General features: G+C 40.8%; 23 protein-coding genes and 2 tRNA genes. 11 read left to right on the top strand and 14 right to left on the bottom strand.

What is annotated here, in order from left to right:
- The 3 genes from G498_RS0102205 to G498_RS0102195 form a co-directional block, all read left to right on the top strand.
- The coding region (locus G498_RS0102205; protein WP_154656437.1) for a T9SS type B sorting domain-containing protein at window positions 1–536 on the top strand (536 nt) is incomplete at its 5' end.
- 3 nt (window positions 537–539) lie between these two features.
- Window positions 540–1,541, top strand: a complete 1,002-nt coding sequence (locus G498_RS0102200) for a PorP/SprF family type IX secretion system membrane protein (protein ID WP_051269629.1) — start codon at window positions 540–542, stop codon at window positions 1,539–1,541.
- A gap of 56 nt (window positions 1,542–1,597) precedes the next feature.
- Entirely contained in the window at window positions 1,598–2,116 is a 519-nt protein-coding gene (locus tag G498_RS0102195) for a gamma carbonic anhydrase family protein (protein ID WP_035744740.1), read from the top strand.
- On the opposite strand, the gene murI is transcribed toward G498_RS0102195, so the two are convergent.
- From murI to G498_RS0102155, 8 genes are all read right to left on the bottom strand, one after another.
- Window positions 2,113–2,892 (bottom strand): glutamate racemase, encoded by a 780-nt coding sequence (murI, locus tag G498_RS0102190; RefSeq protein ID WP_026979638.1) that lies wholly within the window; start codon window positions 2,890–2,892, stop codon window positions 2,113–2,115. The two genes, G498_RS0102195 and murI, sit on opposite strands and share 4 nt — an antisense overlap.
- 68 nt (window positions 2,893–2,960) lie before the next feature.
- A complete protein-coding gene (locus tag G498_RS0102185; protein ID WP_026979637.1) occupies window positions 2,961–3,470 on the bottom strand; it encodes an OmpH family outer membrane protein in 510 nt (169 codons plus the stop codon).
- A 23-nt stretch (window positions 3,471–3,493) separates the two neighbouring features.
- Window positions 3,494–4,528, bottom strand: a complete 1,035-nt coding sequence (locus G498_RS0102180; protein WP_026979636.1) for an OmpH family outer membrane protein — start codon at window positions 4,526–4,528, stop codon at window positions 3,494–3,496.
- A 36-nt stretch (window positions 4,529–4,564) separates the two neighbouring features.
- Window positions 4,565–7,333, bottom strand: coding sequence for a BamA/OMP85 family outer membrane protein (locus tag G498_RS0102175; RefSeq protein ID WP_026979635.1), 2,769 nt, complete (start codon window positions 7,331–7,333; stop codon window positions 4,565–4,567).
- Complete coding sequence (locus tag G498_RS0102170) at window positions 7,266–8,006, bottom strand: isoprenyl transferase (protein ID WP_026979634.1); 741 nt, start codon at window positions 8,004–8,006, stop codon at window positions 7,266–7,268. Before G498_RS0102170 ends, G498_RS0102175 begins: the two co-directional genes overlap by 68 nt.
- 1 nt (window position 8,007) lies before the next feature.
- Window positions 8,008–8,691: a type IX secretion system protein PorG gene (gene porG, locus G498_RS0102165; protein ID WP_026979633.1), complete on the bottom strand. Its 684-nt coding sequence runs from the start codon at window positions 8,689–8,691 to the stop codon at window positions 8,008–8,010.
- A 147-nt stretch (window positions 8,692–8,838) separates the two neighbouring features.
- A complete protein-coding gene (locus G498_RS0102160; protein ID WP_026979632.1) occupies window positions 8,839–9,723 on the bottom strand; it encodes an NAD kinase in 885 nt (294 codons plus the stop codon).
- A gap of 6 nt (window positions 9,724–9,729) precedes the next feature.
- The gene (locus G498_RS0102155) at window positions 9,730–10,389 is read right to left on the bottom strand and encodes a CBS domain-containing protein (RefSeq protein WP_026979631.1); all 660 of its coding nucleotides are present in this window, start codon (window positions 10,387–10,389) and stop codon (window positions 9,730–9,732) included.
- 93 nt (window positions 10,390–10,482) lie between these two features.
- On the opposite strand from G498_RS0102155, the gene G498_RS0102150 reads away from it, so the two are divergent.
- From G498_RS0102150 to clpX, 8 genes are all read left to right on the top strand, one after another.
- Window positions 10,483–11,196, top strand: coding sequence for a pyridoxine 5'-phosphate synthase (locus tag G498_RS0102150; protein WP_026979630.1), 714 nt, complete (start codon window positions 10,483–10,485; stop codon window positions 11,194–11,196).
- Window positions 11,196–11,963: an alpha/beta fold hydrolase gene (locus G498_RS0102145; protein ID WP_026979629.1), complete on the top strand. Its 768-nt coding sequence runs from the start codon at window positions 11,196–11,198 to the stop codon at window positions 11,961–11,963. Before G498_RS0102150 ends, G498_RS0102145 begins: the two co-directional genes overlap by 1 nt.
- Window positions 11,964–12,103: 140 nt before the next feature.
- Window positions 12,104–13,372 carry an OmpP1/FadL family transporter gene (locus tag G498_RS0102140; protein WP_205619173.1) on the top strand — a complete coding sequence of 423 codons (1,269 nt, stop codon included), beginning with the start codon at window positions 12,104–12,106 and terminating at the stop codon, window positions 13,370–13,372.
- A 19-nt stretch (window positions 13,373–13,391) separates the two neighbouring features.
- A complete protein-coding gene (locus tag G498_RS0102135) occupies window positions 13,392–14,960 on the top strand; it encodes a lipase (protein WP_026979627.1) in 1,569 nt (522 codons plus the stop codon).
- 73 nt (window positions 14,961–15,033) lie between these two features.
- Entirely contained in the window at window positions 15,034–15,375 is a 342-nt protein-coding gene (locus tag G498_RS0102130) for a phage holin family protein (RefSeq protein WP_026979626.1), read from the top strand.
- Window positions 15,376–15,488: 113 nt separating this feature from the next.
- The gene (gene tig / locus G498_RS0102125; protein ID WP_026979625.1) at window positions 15,489–16,814 is read left to right on the top strand and encodes a trigger factor; all 1,326 of its coding nucleotides are present in this window, start codon (window positions 15,489–15,491) and stop codon (window positions 16,812–16,814) included.
- An 87-nt stretch (window positions 16,815–16,901) separates the two neighbouring features.
- The gene (gene clpP / locus G498_RS0102120; protein WP_026979624.1) at window positions 16,902–17,564 is read left to right on the top strand and encodes an ATP-dependent Clp endopeptidase proteolytic subunit ClpP; all 663 of its coding nucleotides are present in this window, start codon (window positions 16,902–16,904) and stop codon (window positions 17,562–17,564) included.
- A 39-nt stretch (window positions 17,565–17,603) separates the two neighbouring features.
- Window positions 17,604–18,836 carry an ATP-dependent Clp protease ATP-binding subunit ClpX gene (gene clpX, locus G498_RS0102115; protein WP_026979623.1) on the top strand — a complete coding sequence of 411 codons (1,233 nt, stop codon included), beginning with the start codon at window positions 17,604–17,606 and terminating at the stop codon, window positions 18,834–18,836.
- 37 nt (window positions 18,837–18,873) lie between these two features.
- Here clpX and G498_RS0102110 read toward each other — a convergent pair whose 3' ends face one another.
- The 6 genes from G498_RS0102110 to mutS form a co-directional block, all read right to left on the bottom strand.
- Window positions 18,874–19,215 carry a hypothetical protein gene (locus tag G498_RS0102110; RefSeq protein ID WP_026979622.1) on the bottom strand — a complete coding sequence of 114 codons (342 nt, stop codon included), beginning with the start codon at window positions 19,213–19,215 and terminating at the stop codon, window positions 18,874–18,876.
- A 56-nt stretch (window positions 19,216–19,271) separates the two neighbouring features.
- The gene (locus G498_RS15980; RefSeq protein ID WP_262486413.1) at window positions 19,272–19,400 is read right to left on the bottom strand and encodes a hypothetical protein; all 129 of its coding nucleotides are present in this window, start codon (window positions 19,398–19,400) and stop codon (window positions 19,272–19,274) included.
- Between the two features lie 4 nt (window positions 19,401–19,404).
- The gene (locus G498_RS0102105; protein ID WP_026979621.1) at window positions 19,405–20,967 is read right to left on the bottom strand and encodes an OmpA family protein; all 1,563 of its coding nucleotides are present in this window, start codon (window positions 20,965–20,967) and stop codon (window positions 19,405–19,407) included.
- A 228-nt stretch (window positions 20,968–21,195) separates the two neighbouring features.
- Window positions 21,196–21,280 (bottom strand) — tRNA-Leu (locus G498_RS0102100).
- 13 nt (window positions 21,281–21,293) lie between these two features.
- Window positions 21,294–21,369, bottom strand: a tRNA-Gly gene (locus G498_RS0102095).
- A gap of 139 nt (window positions 21,370–21,508) precedes the next feature.
- Complete coding sequence (mutS, locus tag G498_RS0102090) at window positions 21,509–24,115, bottom strand: DNA mismatch repair protein MutS (protein ID WP_026979620.1); 2,607 nt, start codon at window positions 24,113–24,115, stop codon at window positions 21,509–21,511.
- Between the last annotated feature and the right edge of the window lie 145 nt (window positions 24,116–24,260).

Here is a 24,260-nt window from a genome sequence, read left to right as displayed (position 1 = left end):
CTACGGGTTGTAATTATATGAAAACGGTAACGGTAACCGAATCGAATCCGGCAGTGGATGTTCAGGCGGTGGTGAGCAATTATTTTGCAGATACGCAAACCATCACGGTAACGGTAATTGGAGGAACAGGACCATTCGTGTACAGTTTAGACGGTGGTGAATTCCAGAGCAGCAATGTCTTCCCGTATGTCTTACCGGGTGAGCACACGGTAGTGGTTCAGGATGAAGGACAAACCGGATGTACCGATGAAACCCGCGTGGTGAACACGGTAAGTTATCCTAATTTCTTCACGCCAAACGGAGACGGAATTAACGATACTTGGAATATTTGGTCAATAGCTGATCAATATAATGCAGAAATTCATATATTTGACCGTTACGGAAAACTGATTAAACAGATTACCCCGGCAGGAAACGGTTGGGACGGAACTTTCGGAGGGCAGTTGTTGCCATCGACAGACTATTGGTTTACCGTAAGATTTAATGAAAACGGAACAGAAAAATTATTTAAAGCACATTTCTCTTTAAAACGATAACTTATGAATGTTATTAAAAAAAGTTGTTTAATTTTAGGACTTTTATTATCTCAGATGTCATTCTCTCAGGAAGGGATTGCAGTGTATTCGGATTATTTATCGGATAACTATTATTTAATTCACCCTTCAATGGCTGGGGCGGCTAACTGTGCAAAAGTGAGGGTTACGGCTCGTCAGCAGTGGTTTGGAGAATCCGATGCGCCGCGTTTGCAAACCATTAGTTTTAATACATCATTGGGGGACAGCCAGACATCTGGATTCGGAGCGATTGCTTTTAATGACAGAAACGGATACCATTCGCAAGTGGGTGCAAAAGTAACTTATGCACACCATATTCGTTTTGGAGGTGATTTGAATATGCTTTCTTTTGGTTTGAGTGCGGGTGCTGTGCAGAGTGTTTTGGATGAAACGCGTTTCAACATTATTGAATATCCGGACCCTACCGTTAACGGAACGATACGTAATAAATATACCTATTTCAATGTGGATTTAGGGATGTCTTACCACTTGAGTGATTTTTATACGCATGTTTCTGTTAAAAACGCCATCGCAAACAAACGTCAGATTTATTCGGATGTAGAAAGCGATAACCTGCGTAAGTTGATTTGGTCTATGGGATATACTTTCGGAAACAGTGATACCTATCAGTGGGAACCTTCCATGATGTTTCAGTTAACACAGGAAACCAAAGAAAAAGCCATTGACGTAAACATGAAAGTGTACAAAACCATGGAGGAATTCGGAAAAATCTGGGGAGGATTGTCCTACAGAAGAAGTTTCGACGGAACGCAATACCTTCAGAATGGAGAAGTGAAAGAGCAAAAATTGCAATACATTACACCAATCATCGGGGTAAACTATAAAAACTTTATGGCCGCTTACACTTATTCTTATTTAACTGGAGATGTTAAGTTCGACAACAGCGGATTTCATCAGATTACCTTAGGATTCAATTTCAACTGTAAAAAAGATCCTTACCACTGTAACTGTCCTGCGGTTAACTAATTTTACAATATTATTGGCGTCCCGATTTATCGGGACGCTTTTTTATATACTTTATTATGGCTCTGATTAAAGAAGTACGAGGGAAATATCCTCAGATACCGGAAGATTGTTTTGTGGCGGAAAATGCCACGATTGTTGGTGATGTGGTTTTTGGTAAGTCTTGCAGCGTTTGGTTTAATACTGTGGTGCGCGGCGATGTTCATTCGATAACAATCGGAGATAAAGTGAACATTCAGGACGGTGCGGTAATTCACTGTACGTACCAAAAACATCCGACGGTTATCGGGAACAATGTTTCCATTGGACACAATGCGATTGTACACGGCTGTACGGTAAAGGATAATGTTTTAATAGGGATGGGTTCGATAGTGATGGACAATTGTGTGATTGAAAACAATTCCATTATTGCGGCGGGTTCGGTTGTTACCCAAAACACGGTGGTGGAATCCGGAACTATTTATGCCGGCATTCCTGCCAAAAAAGTTAAAGATATTAATGCTTCTGATTTTGCCGGCGAGATTGAAAGGATCTCTAACAATTATGTGATGTATTCCTCTTGGTTTAAGGAAGATTAAAAATCTTTTTCAAAGACATTTTCTGAAAAACCTAAAATGGATTTTAATACCGCAGCATCGCTATTGGTGTAAAATAATTGTGTGTTTTCAGCATCCGAAAGATTCAGCAAGTCATTTTTTTGTAGGATTTTTTGCGTTTGCTTGGCTACGGCTACGCCTGAATCTATGATTTTGATGTGCTCCGGGATGATTTTTTTTATCTGTGGAATGAGATAAGGATAGTGGGTACAGCCGAGTACCAGATAATCGATATTGGCCGTAACCATCGGTTTTAAATACTTCTCAAGCAATTTAGTCATTTCTTCCGATTCAATTTTACCGTCTTCAATCAGTTGGACTAAATTATGGCCGATTTGTTCCACTATTTTTATGTTGGAAAAGGTTTCTACAGCTTTGTTAAACAATTCGCTGTTTAAAGTGCCTTTGGTGGCTAAAATGCCTATGGTTTGCGTTTCGGTTCCGAGGGCAGCCGGTTTGATAGCCGGTTCGATACCAATAAAGGGCACGTCATATTTTTCCCGTAGTTCTTTAATTGCGTTAGTGGTGGCGGTATTGCAGGCTACCACGATAAGTTTGCAGTCTTGTTTTAACAATTCTTCGGTGTTCTTACAGCTTAAGGCAATAATCTCCTCTTTTGATTTCTGTCCGTATGGGGCATTTTTGCTGTCTGCCAGATAAATCGTGTTTTCGTGCGGGAGTAGTTTGTGGATTTCTTTCCAGATGGAAGTACCACCAATGCCTGAATCAAAGATGCCGATAGGTTTGTTACTGCTCATAAAACAAATGTAAAAAAAAACTGCTCCAAAAAAAGAGCAGTTTTTCAATTTATGAAAAAATTATAATATTAGAATCCTAATTCTTTTTTCACGTCCGCTAACAAGTTTGGACCGTCTGCAAGGATCACGCCGCTACCGCTTGTAGAATCCAATACATATTGATATCCTTTGGCTTTAGCAACTTTTTGGATGGCGTTTTTGGCTTTGTCCATGATTGGTTTTACCAAATCCATTTCTTTTTGCTGTAATTCTTTTTGAGCTGTTTCTCTGAATTGTTGGATGCGCTGCCCCATGTCCTGCATTTCTTTTGCTCTTGTTTCGTTTACAGCTTCTCCTACGGTTGTAGCTTCAGACTCGTATTTTTTCATTTTGTTTTGGTACTCGGTAACCAAAGTCTGGTATTCTTTTTCGTAAGTTTCACCAATTTTTTTCACCTGTGCCTGAGCGGTTTTCATTTCCGGCATGGTGGTCATCAACTCCTGAACATCAATATGCGCCACTTTTGCCTGAGCAGAAATGGTTTGGTTTGCCCCTAAAAATAGTGCGGCAGCAATAAGTAAAGTTTTCAATTGTTTCATTTTCTAATACAAGTTAATTAATCTTAATTTTTATTTTGCTCTGTTTTGTTTTCTTCTGTTTTCTTTTTTTGCGCTTCTTCACGCTCTTTTTTTGCTTTTTCGCGGTCTTCGATTATCTTTTTGCGTTTTTCTTCTAACGCTTTTTTACGCTCGTCCAATAGCTTTTGTCGTTCTTCGGCTGTTGCTTTTTTCTTGGCTTCAGCTTCGGCTTTTTTGTCTTCGGCAGCAGTGGTTGTTTTTTTATCCTCAGCACTTTCGCCTTCAGCGTCTTCTTTTTTATCTTCCGGTTTTGTTACTTCTTTTGCAGATTTTTTGGCTTCTCTTTCTTCTAATATCTGTTTGCGACGTTCTTCAATGGCTTTTTTCTTCTCTTCCGCCGCTTTTTTTCGGTCTTCTAAGATTTTTTCACGGGCGGCCTTTTTTTCATCCAGTTTCTTCTGACGTTCAATCTGATCCGGGTTTTCCGCAGCCATGTCGTCTAAAGCATCTTGTTTTTCCTGTTCTTTAAGTTGTTTTTTGGTTAACTGTTCCTTTTTTTGTGCCCGGGTAAGTTCTCTAATCACCCGCTCGCTCAAATCGAATCGTTGCGCTGCAAACAACATGGTCATGTCGGAGGATTTGTCGAAGATGAAGTCGTATTTCATCCGCTCTCCGATATCCTGTACGGCATTAAAAACCTGATCCTGAATCGGTTTTACCAAAGTGGCTTTCTGAATCATCAAATCGCCGTTGGGGCCAAAACGCTTTTGTTGGTAGTCCAACATTTCTTTTTCAAGGAACGCAATTTCTTCTTCCCGTTCTTCAATCAACTCTTTAGTGAGAAGTACTTTTTCGGTCTTGAGATTTTCTTTCAGTTTGTTGATTTCATTTTTTTTAACCTCTATTTCCTGTTTCCAGGTTTGGGCTTTTTGTTCCAGCTGGTTTTTGGCTTCAGCATAGTCTGGGGCTTTTTGCAGGATGTATTCCATATCTACATAGCCTACTTTTACGCCTTTTCCCTGGGCATTAGCCATTACCGTTACCAGGGTAGCCAGTGCAGTTAAAAAATATTTTTTCATAACTAATTAAGTTTAGTTCAACTATCGTGCCAAATCTTAAAATTGTTGTCCGATGATAAAATGCGTTTGCCATCCGCTTTTTCGTTGTTCCCCAGGAACCGCATCAAACCCGTGACCAAAATCAATTCCCAACAAACCAAAGGCAGGCATGAATACGCGTAAACCGAAACCTGCTGAGCGCTGTAGTGCGAACGGGTTGTAGTCTTTAAAGGAAGCAAAAGACGCTCCGGCTTCTGCAAACGTTAAAACATAAATTGAAGCAGCTTGCTTTAAAGTTATCGGATAGCGCAATTCTAATGAGAATTTATTGTATATCGTACCTCCAATCTGTTCCGGTAATCCATTTCTGTAAATGATAGGGGAAAGGGATTGGTTCGGATAACCGCGCAATTGAATCATTTCTCTTCCGTCCATCGAAAAGTTTGCTAAACCGTCACCACCTAAATAATAACGTTCAAACGGAACTAATCCTCTGTCTTGGTTATAGGCTCCTAAAAATCCGAATTCACCCAAAGAACGAAGTACTAATTTATCATAAATTTTTGTATACCAGTCTGCTTTAAACTTAATTTTATAATATTCCAACCAATTAAATCGTTTTTGGTCGACTTTTCCCTGATCAGCTGCAGCTAAAGTATAGTCTGATGAAGGAGAGCCGTCTGAATTTAAAACAGGTTGTCCGTTGCTGTCTATGTAAGTACCGGCTGGGTACGAATGCGTTAATCCGTCTGTTCCGGTATAATATCCGGTGGAAGTTGCTTTTATTTTATTTTCTTCAAGATTTCCCAAGTTGGCATAATCCACACCGTTAAACAATGAGTACGGTAACGTGAACTTTCCGGTTATTGAAAAATCGGAACCGTAAGTTGGGTAGATTGGATTTAAACCTTTGCTGTTTCTGGATAATCCGATGGTGTAAGTTAAATTTCTTGACGAGCCGTTTCCAAAAGTGAACAGTCCGGTATTGTAGTTATTCAAGTCGTAATATTGGAAAGCAACCGAATGGGATAAAACAAAATAATCATCCGGAACGGAAAGCCTTTTTGCCATACCAACCGATAAAGTGGTAATGTTGAAGCTCTGGTTTCTGTCGACATCACGGGAGGAATAATTGTATAAAAACTGTTTACTGTGCGAAACAGAAGTGGAGAAATTAATCGGTTTTTTGCCGCCTAACCACGGCTCAGAAAACGACAGACTATAGGTTTGAAAATAGGAACTTCCCTGCAAACGTAGCGCCATTCTCTGACCGTCTCCCATAGGGAGCGGTTTGTAAGCATCTTTGTTTAGGATGTTTCGGATAGAGAAATTGTTAAACGATAAACCAAGGGTTCCAATGAAACCTCCTCCTCCGTATCCGCCTTGTAATTCTACCTGGCTGGATCCTTTTTCTACTACGTTGTAATTAATGTCTACCGTACCGTCTGCACCGTTTGGTTTTACATCCGGCTGTAATTGCTCGGCATCGAAAAAGCCTAACTGACCTAATTCACGGATAGTTCTTACTACATTTTCTTTGCTCCATTTTTGTCCGGGTTTTGTTCGCAACTCCCGGTAGATAACGCGATCGTTTGTTCTGTCGTTTCCGGTTACGGTTACGTTGTTAAAATAGGCAATTGGTCCTTCGGTAATTCTGATTTCGAAATCGATAGTGTCATTCGCTGTTTTTACCTCTACGGCATTGATGTTTGAAAACAAATAACCGTTGTTTTGGTATAAGTTGCTAAGATCTTCCGCGTCCGGGTTTTTCTTGTTAGAGATGCGCTCATCCAATAGCTTTCCGTTATATACCTCACCTTTTTGAATGCCCAGAACTCTTTCCAATTGCTGGTTGCTGTAAATAGTGTTCCCCAGATAACGAATGTTTCCAAAATAGTGTTTACGGCCTTCTTCAACTTTAATGTCGATGTCTACCGTGTTTTTCTTTTTGTTGTAAGTAACTTTCTCCTCGGTAATACGGGCGTCGCGATAGCCTTTTTCTTTGTATTTGTCGACAACGTTAACCAAATCTTCGTTGTATTTTTCCTTGATGAATTTCGAAGATTTGAAAAGGCGCAACGGATTCATGAAGCTTTTTTTCTTAGTGTTGGTTAAGGCTTTCCTGATTTTGCTCGTTTTCATTTCGGAATTACCGGAAATGTTAATGCTGCTGATTCGCACTTTTTTGCCGCGATCTACGGCAACAACCATGTTTACTTTGTTTTCAAGTGTGTCCGGAATAGTGTTAATAACAACTTTAGTGTTGTAGTAGCCGTTTTTTTTGTATTTGTTTTCGATGTAATTTTTGGTGGTGGTCAGTAAGTTTTCATTGACCACTTTGTCTTTCTTAAGGTCGTTGTCCTTAATTAATTCATCTACTTTTCCTTTTTTAACGCCTTTGAATTTTACCTCATTGAGTTTGGGCAGTTCATTGATGTTCAGTTCCAGCCAGATTGAGTCATTCTGCACACGGTTCACGTAAAAATTGATGTCGTTAAAAAGACCAAGTTTCCATAGCTTTTTAATGGCATTGCTGATTTCATCACCGGGAACCAAAATGTTTTGCCCTTTTTCCAGACCGGCGAAAGTAATTACGGTTTGTTTGTTGTAGGTTATTTTACCGGTTACGTCAACATCAGCAAGAGTATATTGTTTTCCGGCTTCGGGAGTGTTGTTTTCCTGTGCCTTTAAAGATGATATATTTCCTAATAGTAAAACAGCAAAAAACAGTTTTGTTGCTTTTTGAAACATTGGGGTATTATTTAATTTGTTCACTCGTTTTTCCAAATCTTCGTTCTCTTTTCTGATAACTGATAATTGCTTCATACAAATCTTTTTCTCTAAAATCAGGCCATAACACTTCTGTGAAATAGAATTCGGCATAAGCAATCTGCCAAAGCAGGAAGTTGCTGATTCTATGCTCACCACTAGTACGGATTACCAAATCTACGTCCGGTAAATTTTGCGTGTAAAGATGCTGATTAATAATGGATTCGTCAATATCCGTTACTGAAATTATATTATTTTTAACTTTATCGCTTATTTTTCTCACGGCATTAACAATTTCGTCGCGCGAACCGTAGCTCAGGGCAAGTGTTAATGTCATTCTTGTATTGTCTTTTGTTTTTTCGATTACCTCAAGCAATTCCTTTTTTACCGACGACGGTAAATTGTCTAAATTGCCGATGGCATTCAGGCGGATGTTGTTGTTCTGAAGGGTTTTTAACTCGCCTTTAAGGGAAGTGATCAGCAGCTTCATTAAGGTGTCTACTTCCAGTTTCGGGCGGTTCCAGTTTTCGGTTGAAAAAGCGTAGAGTGTAAGGTTTTCAATGCCTAATTTGGCACAGGTCTCCACGGTTTCGCGTACGGCTTTGGTGCCGTTTTCATGACCGAAAGCGCGCAACATTCCTTTCTGCTTGGCCCAACGCCCGTTGCCGTCCATGATGATGGCCAGGTGTTTGGGTAAATTATCTTTATTTATAGTATCGTTCAAATTCATTTTATTCTGCGCAATAACAAGGATTTTGGCCGAAAGTATAAGTTAGAGTCAATCCTGTAAAAACATACCAATCCTTACTGGTTAAGTTTCCGAATTTGTACTGCGAAAACTCTTCCTTTTTGGGATTACTACCGTCTAAATTGTCGGTAAAACTATAGCGTATACCGGTTTCCAAGCCTAAGACGAATTTATCGGCTATTCGGGTTTTTAACCCAACCGTCATGGGAATAGCCATAGCATATTTGGTGTCGTCTATTTTGGTTTGTCCGTCCAGAACGTATAGTTCGTCATATCTGAAATAACTCAACCCCGTATGCACGTAGGGTGTGGCAATCCATCCACTTTCATGCAAGTTAAAATCAAAAAAATTAAACTCCAGACCAGCCGAAAGTTCCTTAATTTCATTTTCAAAACTAAAGCCCCTCTGTTTTCGCGCCGGTACATCCGAATTTGAATCATTCGAGCTGATTTTACCTTGTGTATAGGAAAATCTCCACGAATGTCTCGTGCTTCGGTTCCATTTATACAAAATGCCGATACTCAACTCTTTAGGGGCTATGTAAGTAGTTGGTCCGACATCGCCAATATAATTACTTCCTCCTAAAAAAACTCCCAATTCGTTAATTTGGGCGTTTGCTTTGGAAAACAGGAAAAGGAAGATTACTACAGCCGCAATTCTGTTCATTTTGTTAAAATAGTGTGCAAATATAATAATATAGATTTCTAAACCGCTTCTATTGTTATATTTTCACATGGTTTGCCTAATAATTTATCTGAATCACTTTATCTAACGCTGAATTTCAGGGCGTAGTATGCTGTAAATCATAAATTATTAATTTCGTTTGTCTTCTCCCCAAAGCAATTTGTTGCGTAAAGTTTTCAGGAATGTTTCGTTGGGAAACTCGACCATGTTGATGGTAAAAGGGGCTTTTTTGATGTAAACCTCGTTTTCGTTGTCGATGGTTTTGGTTCCGGAATCCAGCGAAAGCAGGAATTGCGGTTCTCTTCCGGATACTTTGAGTTTTATTTCGGTATCGTCGGAAAGTATCAGCGGCCGAACGTTAAGGTTGTGGGGTGCGATAGGGGTAATCACGATGCATTTCGATTCCGGGGTAATCACCGGGCCACCGCAGCTCAGGTTGTAACCCGTGGAGCCGGTTGGCGTTGAAATAATCAAACCGTCTGCCCAGAAGGAAGTCAGGTATTCTCCGTTTAAACAGGTTTCAATGGTAATCATCGAAGTGGTGTTTTTTCGGGAAACGGTAATTTCGTTCAGGGCAAAATTTAAATCGAAAATATCGCAGGGATCCGGATAGCACTCTAAACTCAGTAAAGTGCGTTGGGACAGTTTGTAATTGTTTTCAAACAGGTTGGGCAATAATTTTTCGATGGCATCCTGTTGTACATTGGCTAAAAAACCCAGTCTGCCGGCGTTAATCCCTACTATGGGGATGTTCTTGCTTTTCACGAAAGTAGCGGCCCGAAGCATGGTGCCATCTCCTCCGATACTGATGAAAAAATCAAAAGAGTTGTTCAGTTCGGTATGATTGGAAAAGACTTCGTATTCGTTCTTCAGGACGTTGTTTTCGAGTAAAAGACGGTAGAAATTAGCTTCAAAAACCGCCTGGGCATTGTATTTTTCGAAAACAGAAAACATTTTATGCAGGATATCGGCTGTTTTTTCGGGGTAATATTGTCCGTAGATGGCTAATTTCATAGCGAATTATATGTTTAGGTATTTGTCCAGATAATCGGAACGGTCTTTCAGATTGTTCAGGTACGCATCTTCCTGATGTTCGCTGATGATGTCGTAATTGTAACGGCGGAAGGTTTGAATAATTTCGTTCATGCCGCCCAAACTCATTTTTATAGTAATCTGTACTTTGTTAACATCGGTATAGGAAATGAAGGCGCCCAACAGTTTGGCATTGTTGCTTTCCACGATTTGTGCAATTTCGCCCATGCTGTAATCGCGCAGGCCTTTTTCGACCACAATAATTCCGCCGTCTTCCCTTAGAAAAGGTGTTTCATGGAAAAAACGGATGATGTCTTCCATTTCATAGTACCCGAGATAAGTGTTTTTGTCGTCGAGTACAGGTACCAGATTGGTTTCGTTTTTGGCAAATACTTCCAGTACATCCAGCCAGTTCATGGTGTTGCGGACAAAGAAACGGTCGAAATTAAAGCGAAATTCACCGATTTTTTTATCAGGATCCAACAGGTCAATATCTTCCGCATTGGCACAGCCGATATAAACGCCATCCTCCAGAACGGGAAAATGACTGAACGGTAAATTCAGGAAAATATCCTGCGCTTTTTCCACTACATCGGTAACGGTCAGCGCGTTAATTTCCTGGGTGATATAATCTGTAATTTCATTCATAAGACAAAAATCGAAATCGAATGCAAAATAATCAAAAAATGGGACATTACCGCTTAAATATACTTTGTATTTTTGTAAGTAAATTTTTTTACCATGACGAAATTATCGGTTAACATCAATAAAATTGCGACCCTGCGAAATTCAAGAGGCGGAAATGTGCCCAATCTTTTGCAGGTGGCCAAAGACATTCAGCGGTTTGGAGCTGAGGGAATTACCGTGCATCCGAGACCGGACGAACGCCATATCCGTTATCAGGATGCCAGGGATTTGGTTGGAGTAGTGTATACAGAATACAATATCGAAGGCAATCCGCAACACAATTTCATCGATTTGGTGCTGGAGTGCCAACCCACGCAGGTAACCCTTGTTCCGGATGCCATCGGAGCCTTAACCTCCAATGCCGGTTGGGATACGGTAACGCATCAGTCCTATTTAAAAGAAGTTATCGACGAGTTTAAAAGAAACGGAATCCGCACTTCCATTTTTGTGGATCCGGTACTTAAAATGATTGAAGGTGCCAAAGCCACCGGAACCGACCGTATCGAATTGTACACCGAAGCTTTTGCACATCAGTACGGTTTGGGGAATAAAGAAGCGATTCAGCCGTATGTAACTGCGGCCGTTTTAGCTAACGATTTAGGATTGGGAATTAACGCCGGACACGATTTAAGTCTGGATAATATCAAATTCTTCAAAGACAACATTCCGGACCTTTTAGAGGTGTCGATTGGACACGCTTTAATCTCCGAGTCGCTGTACCTCGGTCTGGAAAACGTCGTAAACATGTATCTGCAAAGGCTGAAGTAATGGAGTTGTATTCAAGAATAGAAGGAGAAGGGAAGCCGTTGCTGATTATTCACGGTTTTATGGGAATGTCGGACAACTGGAAAACGTTGGGCGGTCAGTTTGCCGGCTTAGGGTTTCAGGTGCATATGTTAGACATGCGTAATCACGGGAAGAGTCCGCACAGCGAGGAATTCAATTATGCAGTGATGGTTCAGGATGTGTTGGATTATTGCCAAAAGCATGGTTTGGAGAAGATTGACCTGTTAGGACATTCCATGGGCGGAAAAATCGCCATGTTTTTTGCGGTAAACCATCCGGAAAAGCTAGAAAAGCTGATAGTAGCAGATATCGGACCGAAATATTACGCGCCGCACCATCAGAAAATCTTAGAAGGACTCACGGCTATAGATTTTACCACACAACCCACCCGTGCGGAAGTCGAAGCAACCTTATCGGAATACATCTACGACTTCGGCACGCGGCAGTTTTTGCTGAAAAACCTGTATTGGGTAACGCCGGGACAACTCGGTTTCCGGTTCAATCTCGATGTTTTCAACCGAAAAGTGGAAGGAATCGGCGAGGCCCTTCCTTTTGAAAGCCGTTTTGAAAAACCTGCCTTGTTTCTTCGCGGCGACCGTTCCGATTATATAGCTGATGCAGACTTTGAAACCATACACCACCATTTTCCGGACAGTGAAATTGTCACGATTAAAAATGCAGGGCACTGGCTGCACGCCGAAAATCCGAAAGACTTTTTTGAAGCCGTGGCTGAATTCCTTGTAAAGTAGGATTCCGACTGGCTTTTTTAAGATAATATTATGAAAGCATAACATTTTTCTTAAAAAAATTGTAAAATCCATATTTTGTTATAAATTTGGGTTGCTGTTTATTTGAAAACATAAAAAAAACTAACACCTTTTATTAAATTATGAGAAAACTATTATCGTTAACTTTAATGGCTTTGGCAGGCTCAACGGCATTCGCAGGAGGATATCGTGTAAGTTTACAGGGTCAGAAGCAATTGGCTATGGGACACACCGGTGTTGCCGTGGTTAATAGTGCTGAAGCTGCTTTTTTCAACCCGGCTGGTTTGTCTTTTCTGGAAGATAAATTCAACCTTTCTGTTGGAGCAAATGCTTTGTTTGCTAAAACTAAGTTTCAAAACGAAACCTATAATTGGAAAAATTCAACTGAGAACATGGGTACTCCGTTTAATGTCTATGCTTCTTATAAAATCAACAAATGGTTAACGGCAGGTTTGGCAGTATATACGCCTTATGGAAGTGCTGTAGAGTGGGATAAGGATTGGGAAGGTTCTCACTTGGTAAACAATATTGATTTGCAGGCAATTTATATTCAGCCAACGATTTCCGTTAAAGTAAGCGATGAGTTTAGTTTTGGCGGAGGGCCGATTTATGTTACCGGTTCGGTAGAGTTCAACAGAAACCTGAATCGAAATTTAACAGATGAGAACGGTAATCGTTCTGATGTAACTTTAGATGCAAAGGGAATCACGGCTTGGGGATATACGGCAGGTTTTATGTTCAATCCGTGTAAAAAACTTCGTTTAGGGGTTAATTACCGTTCGGAAATCATCATGGAAGCACGTGGCGGGGATGCAAAATTTAATGACATTCCGCTTATTGCTCAAGGGACTTATTCCGATACAAGTTTTGATGCGGATCTTCCGTTGCCGGCTGAAATTACAGCAGGTTTGTCGTATAATATTACGGATAAATGGATGGTGGCTTTCGATTACAACAGAACGTTATGGAGAGCATACGATGCTTTAGTGGTTGATTTTGCCAATAATGTACCTACTTCATATAATGCCAGAAATTATCATGATACTAATACATACAGAGTAGGAACGCAGTATAAAGCGAACGATAAATTTACATTCAGAGCCGGGTGGTACAAAGACGAAAGCCCGATTTCTGCAGGATACTTTGCTCCGGAAACACCGCGTAACGATTCTATGGGATACACGGGAGGTTTAACGTATCAGGTTACTAAAAAGTTGGGGATAGATGCATCATTCCTATACTTGCATTTTGATGAAGTGAATGCTTCTTACGATCACTATACTGAATCGACAGTGGTAAACGGTCAGCCGGTTATCAGTACAATTCCATTTAGCGGAACGTATAAAAATACTGTGTTTTCTCCAGGTCTTGGTTTAACCTACAGCTTCTAATATTTAAAGAAAAAGAATTATGAAAAATAAGTTTATATATTTTGCTGTATTGGCGGCAATGGGTCTTGCATCTTGTGAGCCTGAATTTGAAAATGAAGTATCCAATGCAAGTTATTCTTCTGGAGAGGCTGATTTTACAAGCTATGTAGCTCTGGGAAATTCATTGTCGGCTGGGTATATTGACGGAACGATATCTAAAGGAGGTCAGCAATATTCATTTCCGTTAATGTTGTCCCAACAATTTGCGTTAGTGGGAGGTGGTGAGTTTACGCAGCCCGATTTTTCAATGGACGCTAATAATGTTGGAGGATTGCTTTTGGGAGGTATGCCTATTACAGATCCTGTTACTGGAGCAAATCTCTTCCCGACTCGAATGGTTTTCGATGAGTCACAATTAAAACCTGAAAACATTAATGCGGTTTCTACTAATGATGTTTCGGAGAGACAATTTAGAGCGTATCATAATATGGGGGTTCCGGGTATGAAGTCCTTTCACGCAGTTTATTCAGGATACGGAAGTCTTACCGGTTTGGGTACTGGAACTGCAAATCCGTGGTATGTACGCCATGCAACTGCTGATGATGCGACAGTGTTGGGAGATGCCATGCAAATGAACCCGACTTTTTTTACTAACTGGATTGGAGATATGGATGTATTGGCGTATGCTACTTCCGGAGGAGCTGGTTCTACAGCTGGAATTGGGGCTAATGATATTACGCCATTCCCTGTTTTTGAGGCAGCTTACGATGCAGTATTGAATACATTAACAGCTAATGGTACAAATGATGTGAAAGGGGTTTTGTGTACGATTCCTTATGTAACTTCTATTCCTTATTTTACTACGGTTCCTTATGCTCCGTTATCGCCGGCGGCTTTAGGAGGGGAGGCTAATATTACTGCATTGAATAGTCAATTATACGGGCCTTTAAATGCAATCTTTACAGCTTATGGTGAACCTAATCGTGTGCGTTTGTTGTCGGCCACGGCAGCTAATCCTGTGTTGATTGTTGATGAAAATGCACAAGACAGAACGGCTCAGATAACCGGAGCGTTAATGATGCAAGGGTATGATGCACCAACCGCTACCGCTTTTGGTCAAATTTTTGGAAAAGCAAGACAATCTACTGCTAATGATTTAATTGTGTTGCCGGCATCATCGTATATCGGAACTACAAATGCTATGGCTCCAGCTCCGGTAAACATCAATGGGGTTACAAACCCATTAGCGGACAAATGGGTATTGACCCAAGTGGAAATTGCAGATGTTAAAGATGCTACTGATCAAATCAATGCACACATTCGTTCTAAAGAATCTGCTAATATTGCTATTGCAGACATGAATGTTGTTATGAAGCAATTGGTGTCAGGACTTAGAGTGGAGGATGGAAGTATATATACTGCAAATTATTTTAACGGAACAAATATTAGTACAGTGTTATTCTCATTAGATGGGGTGCATCCTAATCCCAGAGGTTATGCGGTCATTACTAATGAATTGATTAAAGTTATTAACAAGCATTTTAAAGCAAAATTGCCGTATAAAAACTCAGCGAGTTATCCTGGAATTAATTTAGTGACGACGAATTAATTTTTAACCATAACAAAGTTATAGAGCGCTGAAATTTCAGCGCTTTTTTTATCTTTATCCAATATTTGCAATTATGAAAAACGTACTGATTCGACTGCTGATTACTACAATTCTCATTGTGGTTTTATCGCATTTTCTGCCGGGAATTCATGTGGCAACCATCAAAGCGGCGCTAATCGTGGCGGTGGTTTTGGGGTTGTTAAATACTTTCTTAAAACCGGTTTTGGTTTTCTTTACCTTGCCGATCACGTTATTGACGCTGGGATTGTTTTTGCTGGTGATCAATACCGGTATGGTTTTACTGGCCGATCATCTCATTGATGAATTTAAGGTAGACGGTTTTGTGAATGCCTTTGTATTCAGTGTGGTGCTGTCGTTAAGTCAGTGGTTTCTGAATCTTTTTGTTCAGGACTAACGGAAAAAGAAATAATTTTAATAGTATTGAAATACAATAAGTTAAAAACTTGGTTGGGTTGTAAAAAATCTATAATTTTGCAACCCAATTTTAGTATGTAAAAAAATTAAATAATGAATATTACAAGAAACAACGTAGATGCGTTAAATGCAGTGGTAACGGTTGAAGTTACTAAAGACGATTATGCAGGTCAGGTAGAAAAAGTATTGGCTGATTACCGTAAAAATGCTAGTATTCCGGGATTCCGTAAAGGAGCAGTGCCGATGAGTTTGATTAAAAAACAATACGGTAAGGCGGTATTATTGGATGAAGTGAACAAGTTGTTGCAAAATTCATTAAACAATTATTTAGTTGAAGAAAAACTGGATATCTTAGGAAACCCACTTCCGAAAGTTACGGAAGATTTCAACTGGGATGCAGACGATTACAAATTCGAGTTTGAATTAGGTTTGGCTCCAGAGTTTACTGTGGATTTAACCGCTAAAAACAAAATCACCAAATATACCATCGTTGCCGACGACAAAATGATTGACGAGCAGGTGGAGCGCATCCAGAAACAATTCGGAAAATTAATTTCGAAAGAGAAAGTGGAGGAAGGCGACGACTTGAGAGGAACTTTTTCAAATGAAGAAAAAGGAATCAGCAATACCGTAAACATCAACCTGGACGCTTTCAAAAGAAAAACGGATGTTAAGAAATTCATCGGTAAAAAAGTAGGCGATGTGGTAGCCCTTGGCACAAAAGGATTGTTCGACGACGACCACAAACTGATGGATTACCTAAAAGTAGATCATGACGATGTTCACGGTCTGGATATCGACGTTAACTTCACTATCGAAGAAATCAACACTTCTGAAAAAGCGGAATTGAACCAGGAATTGTTTGATAAATTATTCGGAGCCGGAAATGTTACTTCAGTAGAAGAATTGAAAGGTAAAATCAAGGAAGATGCCGAGCAGCAATTCGCTACACAGGCCGATCAGAAATTCTTAAACGATGTAACCGAGTTCTTAATCGAAAACACAAAATTCGATTTACCGGCAGGATTCCTTAAAAAATGGATCCAAACCGTGGGAGAGAACCCGTTAACGGAAGAACAGGCGGAAGAAGAGTATGCAAAATCCGAAAACGGTTTGCGTTACCAGTTAATCGAAGGAAAAGTAATCACTGAAAATAACTTACAGATTACTTTCGAAGATTTAAAAGCCTACACGTCAACGTTGATTAAAAAACAAATGGCACAATTCGGACAAATGAATCCTACCGATGCAGACGTGGAAAACATCGTGGCTCGAGTGTTGTCTAACCAGGAAGAAGTGAAACGTTTATCCGAGCAGGTAATGAGCGAAAAGATGTTAAACCTGTTCAAAGAGAAAGTTTCCGCGAAAGCCAAAGAAGTTTCTTACCAAGACTTTATTAAAGAAATGTACGGCGAATAATTTTTCGCAAAAAATAAGTATATTTGAACGTCAGACTTGTTTGTCTGGCGTTTTTTTATAACTTACAAATTAAAAAATAACACGATAATGAACTACGGAAAAGAATTTAAAAAATATGCCACGAAGCATCACGGTGTGAACAGCCTGTATTACGATAAAATCGTAGGCAGCATGACGCCGTACATCATTGAAGAGCGCCAGTTAAACGTAGCGTCTATGGACGTGTTCTCCCGTTTGATGATGGACAGAATCATCTTTCTGGGAACCGGTGTAGACGATTATGTGGCGAACATTATTCAGGCCCAGTTGTTGTTTCTGGAGAGTGTAGATGCTTCCAAAGACATCAGTATTTATATCAATTCCCCTGGCGGAAGCGTGTATGCCGGATTGGGGATTTACGACACCATGCAGTTTGTGAAACCGGATGTAGCTACTATCTGTACCGGAATGGCGGCTTCTATGGGAGCAGTGTTGTTGTGCGCCGGAGCGGATGGAAAACGTTCGGCTTTACCGCATTCCCGCGTGATGATTCACCAGCCTTCAGGAGGTGCTCAGGGAGTAGCTACCGATATGGAAATCAACCTGAAAGAAATGCTGAAACTGAAAGAAGAGTTGTACCAGATCATTTCACATCATTCCAAACAACCTTACGATAAAGTGTACAAAGACAGTGAAAGAGACTACTGGATGATTGCTGCGGAAGCAAAAGAGTACGGGATGATCGATGAGGTATTGTCAAGAAATAAATAATTAGGATCCGGCATCAACGGATAATGAAATTGAAACCATATGGCTAAAGAAGTTTTAGAGTGTTCTTTTTGCGGAAGGAAAAAGCCAGAAACCAACCTGCTGATTGCGGGAATCAATGCGCACATCTGCGACAAATGCATCGAGCAGGCGCACGGCATTGTGCTGGAAGAATTGAAACAAAGCGGTAATTCGGGGTTGTTGGCAGAATTGGTGCTCAGCAAACCGAAAGAAATCCGCGCTTTTTTGGATCAGTATGTAATTGGTCAGGAACAAACCAAGAAAGTGTTGTCGGTAGCGGTGTACAACCATTACAAGCGATTGTTGCAGAAACAGCTGGACGATGAGGTGGAAATCGAAAAAAGCAACATCATTATGGTGGGGCAAACCGGTACCGGAAAAACACTGGTGGCCAAAACCATTGCCAAAATGCTGAACGTGCCGTTAGCGATTGTGGATGCGACTGTTTTAACAGAAGCCGGTTACGTAGGGGAAGATGTGGAAAGCATCTTAACCCGTTTGTTACAGGCTGCCGATTACGATGTAGCCAAAGCCGAACGCGGGATTGTTTTCATCGACGAGATTGACAAAATTGCCCGTAAGAGCGACAATCCTTCCATTACACGCGATGTGTCCGGAGAAGGGGTGCAACAGGCCTTGTTGAAACTGTTGGAAGGAACGGTGGTAAATGTGCCGCCAAAAGGAGGCCGGAAACACCCGGATCAGAAGTTTGTGGAAGTGAATACCCAAAACATACTGTTCATTGCCGGAGGTGCGTTTGACGGTATCGAGCGCGTAATTTCCAAGCGTTTGAACCGACAGGCCGTTGGATACGGTTCTTCTAAAAATTCCGATGCGATTGATAAGGACAACTTGTTGCAATACATCATTCCGAAAGACATCAAAGATTTTGGACTGATTCCGGAAATAATCGGACGTTTGCCGGTGCTTACCCACATGGATCCGCTGGATAAAGAAACCCTGCGCGCGATTCTGACCGAACCTAAAAACGCTTTGGTAAAACAATATAAAAAGCTGTTCGCCATGGACGATGTCGAATTTTCCATGACCGATGATGCGCTGGATTTTATTGTCGACAAAGCCTTAGAGTACAAATTGGGTGCCCGGGGTCTTCGTTCGTTGTGCGAGGCAATTCTAACTGATGCGATGTACGATTTGCCGGGTTCCGATGAAACGGAATTGGTTATCGACCGCGATTATGCGGAACATTCCCTAAGCAAAAATTTACTGCAGCGTTTACAGGCTGCGTCTTAAATAAAAAATCCCGAATATTTCGGGATTTTTTTATGATTTAATCGAAGAAAATGTCTTGGGAGAAGTCCAGTGTCTCCGATTCGGTAAAGTTGTTTCGGATTTCTTCCAAGCTTTTCAGCAACAGCAATTCGGTGGTAAATTTTCGGCTGATGCCGTGAATGTGCCCGTTGTAAATCATCTTAAAGAAAAACTTTCCGGCCGGTGTTTTGAATTTTAAAAAGGAAACGACTTCTATTTTTTCTTTCAGAAGAGCAATGTCTTTTTCGCATTCTTCCTTGCTTCTGTAACTCTGACTCGTAAGCAGGGTTTTGCCTTTCCGCGAATTGAATTCGAATTTAATCAGACCGTTTTCTTTTTTACTTATTGTGAAGGTTCCCATGTGTTTTCTTAAGGTTTGCAAAAATATAAAAGTCCCGAAATATTCGGGACTTTTTATTAAGCAACTCGGTGCGTATCGTTGTTTTTATGGATATCAGATTTTACATACCTTGCTTTGCAGCTCCATCCGCTTGAACAGGACGTTAAGGTTAGGGCTAAAGCACCAGCGACGAATATTTTTTTCATGGTCTTATTTAATTAGGAATTCGATTCTTCTGTTTTTGCTGTCTTCTTCTGCGGAACAATTGTCGCCACAGTTGAATTTCAGTTGCGATTCTCCGAATCCTTTGTATTCTAAACGGTCTTTGGCGATTCCTTTTTTCACAAGGTAGTCGTAAGCGGCCTTAGCGCGTTTCTCGGATAAACTCATGTTGTAAGCGTCAGAACCTTTAGCATCTGTATGAGCGTTAATTGCAATTTTCATGTCAGGATTGATGCTTAACACTTCGATGATTTTGTTTAACGAAAGCTCAGACTCTTTCTTAACTGCAGTTTTGTTGAAGTCGAAGTAAATGTTTTCAATTACGATGGCATTGTCGATGATTTCAGCTTTGGTTTGATTCATTGCAATCACTTCGCTGTAATTGTTGTTTTTGCTGCTCCAGGCGTGGAAGACAATCTGGTTGGTGTTGTATCCTTCTTTCTCTGTAACAATCGAATATTGGGTAAGCGGTTCCACTTGTAAAGCGATTCTTCCGTTCTCGTCTGAAGTGGTCGTTTTAACTACTTCGCCAAATTCGTTGGTAATAGTCACTTTTGCATTTGGCAACACTACTTTGGAATTGGTTTCTACAACAAGCGCGCTTAAGTTTTGTGTTAAACGTGTCAATTCAAATTTATATACGTTGAAGTCTTCTTTGTTGCTGTTTTTGTTGGAAGAGATGTACCCTTTGTTTGGTCCGCTTAAGATAAAGGCAACTTCGTCGTTGGCTGTGTTTAAAGTGTTTCCGATGTTGGTTCTGTTGGTAATGCCGTTTTCAGTCATTGAAGCTCTGAAAACGTCGTAACCGCCGTAAGTTTCATGTCCTTCAGAAGAGAAGAAAAGGTAACGGCCGTTGATGTAGGGGTATTTTTCGTTTTTGGCACTGTTTACGGTATTTCCTAAGTTGGTTACGTTGGTAAGTGTGCCGTCGGCTAAAACATCGGCAACATATAAATCAAATCCGCCAAAACCACCCGGCATATCGGAAGCAAAATACAGTTTGGTTCCCTCATTGTTCATGGATGGCGTTTCAATGGAATAATCACCATTGATGGTTAATTTCTGAAGATCTTTCCAGTACCCTTTAATTTCCAAATCCAAAGTCGCTTTGAAGATTTCGAACTGATTTTGGTGGTCTGCTTTCGCATGGGTTAAATAAATCGTTTTTTCGTCCGGAGAAAAAGCCACACCGCCTTCATTGGTTTCGCTGTCTAACAGTCTGGAAAATAAGATTGGGTACGAAAGATTACCGTATTTGTCGATGTTAGCACAAAATAAATTATTGTTTGGCCTATTGTTTTCGTTCGCAGTCATTTTTGCGAAGCCTCTTTTTTTGTTGGATAAGATTAGGTATTTGCCCATGAAAAAAGTAGAACCCACTTCAGAAAGCTCGGTATTGATACCAGAATCATTTGTGATGAAGTTTAAGCCGGTTGTTTCGATTTTTGAAGCAGTAACGGCTTTGTTGGTTTTGATTAAGTTCTGTCCTCCCTGAGCAAATAAAAAGACTGAATTTATTATTGTGATAAGAAACAATAATTTAGTTTTCATTTTGTTGTGGTATTTTTTTGTTTTTGTTGTTTTTTTTGAAAAAAAATCAAATTCGGGCGCAAAGTTACCTCTTGTGTTGTATTGTCATTAAATAATCGGTGAACTGCACAAAAACTCGTTAAACTGCTTTTGTAACAAAATCGGGAAGTATTTTTATGAGGACAACAAAATGTTATAAAAAAAGAGTAAAATAAAAAAAGCCTCAAACTGAAAAGTTTGAGGCTTTTGTACTCAAGGCGGGACTTGAACCCGCACGGACATAATGTCCACTGGATTTTAAGTCCAGCGTGTCTACCAATTCCACCACTCGAGCATTATATTGGTCTTGGAGCGAAAAACGGGGTTCGAACCCGCGACCTCAACCTTGGCAAGGTTGCGCTCTACCAACTGAGCTATTTTCGCAAATCATCTTTGTAAAAGAACCGCGCTACTTTCGTATTGCGAGTGCAAATGTAACACATAAATTTAATTTTGCAAGGGTTTCAAATGAAAAAAAAGAAACTTTTTTATAATTATTTGACAGCCTTACTTTTAAGAGCGCTTATTTTTTGCCCAGCATACGCTTGATTTCATTGAGTTTCATCAGCGCTTCTACCGGCGTAAGCGTGTTGATGTCTAAATTCACGATTTCTTCCTTGATTTCTTCCAAAAGCGGATCGTCGAGATTGAAAAAACTGAGCTGCATTTCCTCTTTGTCCGGTTTGATGCCTGTCATGGCTTCGCTCGAATGGTCTTTTTCCAGTTTTTTCAGGATTTTTTGTGCTTTTGAAATTACGGTTTGCGGCATTCCGGCCATTTTAGCCACATGAATACCAAAACTGTGCGCACTGCCGCCTTTCACCAGTTTGCGGATGAACAACACATTGTCTTTCAGCTCTTTTACGGAAACGTTGAAATTCTGGATGCGCTCAAAAGTTGTTTCCATCTCGTTCAGCTCGTGGTAATGCGTGGCAAAAAGCGTTTTGGGTTTGTTCGGATGTTCGTGCAGGTATTCCGCAATCGACCAGGCGATGGAAATGCCGTCGTACGTGGAGGTTCCGCGGCCGATTTCATCCAGAAGCACCAAGCTTCTGTCGGAGATGTTGTTCAGGATGGAAGCCGTTTCGTTCATCTCCACCATAAACGTCGATTCGCCCATCGAAATGTTATCGCTGGCGCCCACACGCGTGAAAATTTTGTCGACGATGCCCATACGGACGCTTTCTGCCGGTACAAAACTGCCCATCTGCGCCAGTAAAACAATCAAGGCCGTCTGACGTAAAATCGCCGATTTACCCGACATATTCGGTCCGGTAATCATGATAATCTGCTGGCTTACATTGTCCAGATAAACATCGTTGGCAATATACGGAACACCGATGGGTAATTGTTTCTCGATTACAGGATGGCGGCCGTTTTTAATATCCAAATCGAAACTGTCGTCAATTTCCGGTTTGATGTAATTGTTCTCAATAGCCAATTGCGTAAAGGAACACAGGCAGTCCAGTTGGGCTACCAGATTCGCATTCAATTGAACCGGTTTGATGTATAAGGCAATCCAAAGCACCAATTCTTCAAACAATTCGGATTCCAGCTTGTGTATTTTCTCCTCGGCGCCTAAAATTTTGGTTTCGTATTCTTTGAGTTCTTCGGTAATGTAACGCTCGGCATTCACTAAGGTTTGCTTGCGGATCCATTCCGCCGGAACTTTGTCTTTGTGCGTGTTTCGGACTTCGATATAATAGCCGAACACATTGTTGAACGACACTTTTAAGGAAGGAATGCCGGTTTTTTCGCTTTCGCGGATTTCCAAAGCCTCCAGGTATTCTTTTCCGGAATAGGCGATGCTTCTCAGTTCGTCCAGTTCGGGATGCACGCCTTTGGCAATCGCATTTCCTTTGTTGATAGCCACCGGCGCATCCGGATTTAAGGTTGTCTTGATTTTCTCGCGCAACAAATCGCAGGAATGCAAACTGTCGCCGATGGTTTTCAGGGCTTCGTTGGAACTCCCTAAGGCGGCAGCTTTCATCGGAATTACTGCATCTAACGAATTACACAGGTAGACAATTTCTCTCGGGCTGACTTTTCCGGTGGCAATTTTCGAAATCAGACGCTCTAAATCGGAAATCTGCTTGATCTGAAATTGCATGGTTTGCAGCACTTCCGGATTGGCTTTTAAATACTCCACCACTTCATGTCGGCCCTGAATTTTTTTGGTGTCTTTCAGCGGTAAGGCCAGCCAGCGTTTTAACAATCGTCCGCCCATAGGGGAAAGTGTGCGGTCTATCACATCCAATAAGGTTACAGCATTAGGATTATAGCTATGGTAAAGTTCTAAATTGCGAATCGTAAACTTATCCATCCAGACGTAGGCGTCTTCGGCTATGCGGTGAATGTTGGTAATGTGCTGTATTTTATTGTGTTGCGTTTCGGATAAATAATACAAAATAGCTCCGGAAGCAATAATGCCTTCCTGCAATTCCTCAATCCCGAAACCTTTCAGGGAATTCGTCTGGAAATGGTTGGTCAGGCTTTCGAAAGCGTAATCTTCTTTGTAAATCCAGTCTTCTAAATAAAACGAATGGAAATCTTCTCCGAAATGCTCTTTAAACTGATTTTTAAAATGCTTCTGAACCAAAACTTCGCTCGGGTTAAAGTTCTGCAGCAATTTGTCGATGTACTCGCTGTTTCCCTGAGCCGTTAAAAATTCTCCCGTGGAAACATCCAAAAACGAAATACCGATGTTTTTTTTACCGAAATGTACCGAAGCCAGGAAGTTGTTCGATTTGGAATGCAGTACTTCATCATTTAGCGCAACGCCGGGAGTGACCAATTCGGTTACCCCGCGCTTGACGATGGTTTTGGTCATTTTCGGATCTTCCAGCTGATCGCAAATCGCCACACGTAATCCTGCTTTTACCAATTTGGGCAAATAGGTGTTTAAAGAATGGTGCGGAAAGCCGGCCAAAGCCGTTTCAGAATCCGAACCGGCACCGCGTTTGGTTAAGGTAATCCCTAAAATTCCAGACGCACGTACTGCATCGTCCCCGAAAGTTTCGTAAAAATCACCTACGCGAAACAGTAAACAGGCATCGGGATACTTGTTTTTAATCTCGTTGTACTGCTTCATTAACGGGGTTTCTTTCGGCGCTTTTTCTTTTGCTGACATGCTTAATCGGTTTATTTGCAAATATACACGAAGACTGTATTGGGTTTTAGCTTCTCTTAAAAAATAATTAAAATTTGATTTCTTAATTGGAAACAACCTTTTTTTTAATAGATTTGTTTTTCTAAACGTTTAAATACGGCAGATT

The organism is Flavobacterium suncheonense GH29-5 = DSM 17707 (assembly GCF_000430025.1).
Lineage (GTDB): Bacteria > Bacteroidota > Bacteroidia > Flavobacteriales > Flavobacteriaceae > Flavobacterium > Flavobacterium suncheonense.
Note: the sequence above shows the minus strand (reverse complement) of the source record. Positions and strands in the feature narration are given on the sequence as shown.

Excerpts from the sequence above, each read along its gene's own strand:
- G498_RS0102155 (WP_026979631.1), bottom strand. The coding sequence starts at position 10,389 with ATGAATGAAATTACAGATTATATCACCCAGGAAATTAACGCGCTGACC.
- murI (WP_026979638.1), bottom strand. The coding sequence starts at position 2,892 with ATGAGCAGTAACAAACCTATCGGCATCTTTGATTCAGGCATTGGTGGT.
- G498_RS0102160 (WP_026979632.1), bottom strand. The coding sequence starts at position 9,723 with ATGAAATTAGCCATCTACGGACAATATTACCCCGAAAAAACAGCCGAT.
- G498_RS0102170 (WP_026979634.1), bottom strand. The coding sequence starts at position 8,006 with ATGAATTTGAACGATACTATAAATAAAGATAATTTACCCAAACACCTG.
- G498_RS0102140 (WP_205619173.1), top strand. The coding sequence starts at position 12,104 with ATGAGAAAACTATTATCGTTAACTTTAATGGCTTTGGCAGGCTCAACG.
- G498_RS0102145 (WP_026979629.1), top strand. The coding sequence starts at position 11,196 with ATGGAGTTGTATTCAAGAATAGAAGGAGAAGGGAAGCCGTTGCTGATT.
- G498_RS0102150 (WP_026979630.1), top strand. The coding sequence starts at position 10,483 with ATGACGAAATTATCGGTTAACATCAATAAAATTGCGACCCTGCGAAAT.
- porG (WP_026979633.1), bottom strand. The coding sequence starts at position 8,691 with ATGAACAGAATTGCGGCTGTAGTAATCTTCCTTTTCCTGTTTTCCAAA.
- G498_RS0102105 (WP_026979621.1), bottom strand. The coding sequence starts at position 20,967 with ATGAAAACTAAATTATTGTTTCTTATCACAATAATAAATTCAGTCTTT.
- G498_RS15980 (WP_262486413.1), bottom strand. The coding sequence starts at position 19,400 with ATGAAAAAAATATTCGTCGCTGGTGCTTTAGCCCTAACCTTAACGTCC.
- tig (WP_026979625.1), top strand. The coding sequence starts at position 15,489 with ATGAATATTACAAGAAACAACGTAGATGCGTTAAATGCAGTGGTAACG.
- G498_RS0102110 (WP_026979622.1), bottom strand. The coding sequence starts at position 19,215 with ATGGGAACCTTCACAATAAGTAAAAAAGAAAACGGTCTGATTAAATTC.
- G498_RS0102135 (WP_026979627.1), top strand. The coding sequence starts at position 13,392 with ATGAAAAATAAGTTTATATATTTTGCTGTATTGGCGGCAATGGGTCTT.
- G498_RS0102130 (WP_026979626.1), top strand. The coding sequence starts at position 15,034 with ATGAAAAACGTACTGATTCGACTGCTGATTACTACAATTCTCATTGTG.
- G498_RS0102185 (WP_026979637.1), bottom strand. The coding sequence starts at position 3,470 with ATGAAACAATTGAAAACTTTACTTATTGCTGCCGCACTATTTTTAGGG.
- clpP (WP_026979624.1), top strand. The coding sequence starts at position 16,902 with ATGAACTACGGAAAAGAATTTAAAAAATATGCCACGAAGCATCACGGT.
- clpX (WP_026979623.1), top strand. The coding sequence starts at position 17,604 with ATGGCTAAAGAAGTTTTAGAGTGTTCTTTTTGCGGAAGGAAAAAGCCA.
- G498_RS0102200 (WP_051269629.1), top strand. The coding sequence starts at position 540 with ATGAATGTTATTAAAAAAAGTTGTTTAATTTTAGGACTTTTATTATCT.
- G498_RS0102195 (WP_035744740.1), top strand. The coding sequence starts at position 1,598 with ATGGCTCTGATTAAAGAAGTACGAGGGAAATATCCTCAGATACCGGAA.
- G498_RS0102180 (WP_026979636.1), bottom strand. The coding sequence starts at position 4,528 with ATGAAAAAATATTTTTTAACTGCACTGGCTACCCTGGTAACGGTAATG.
- mutS (WP_026979620.1), bottom strand. The coding sequence starts at position 24,115 with ATGTCAGCAAAAGAAAAAGCGCCGAAAGAAACCCCGTTAATGAAGCAG.
- G498_RS0102175 (WP_026979635.1), bottom strand. The coding sequence starts at position 7,333 with ATGAAGCAATTATCAGTTATCAGAAAAGAGAACGAAGATTTGGAAAAA.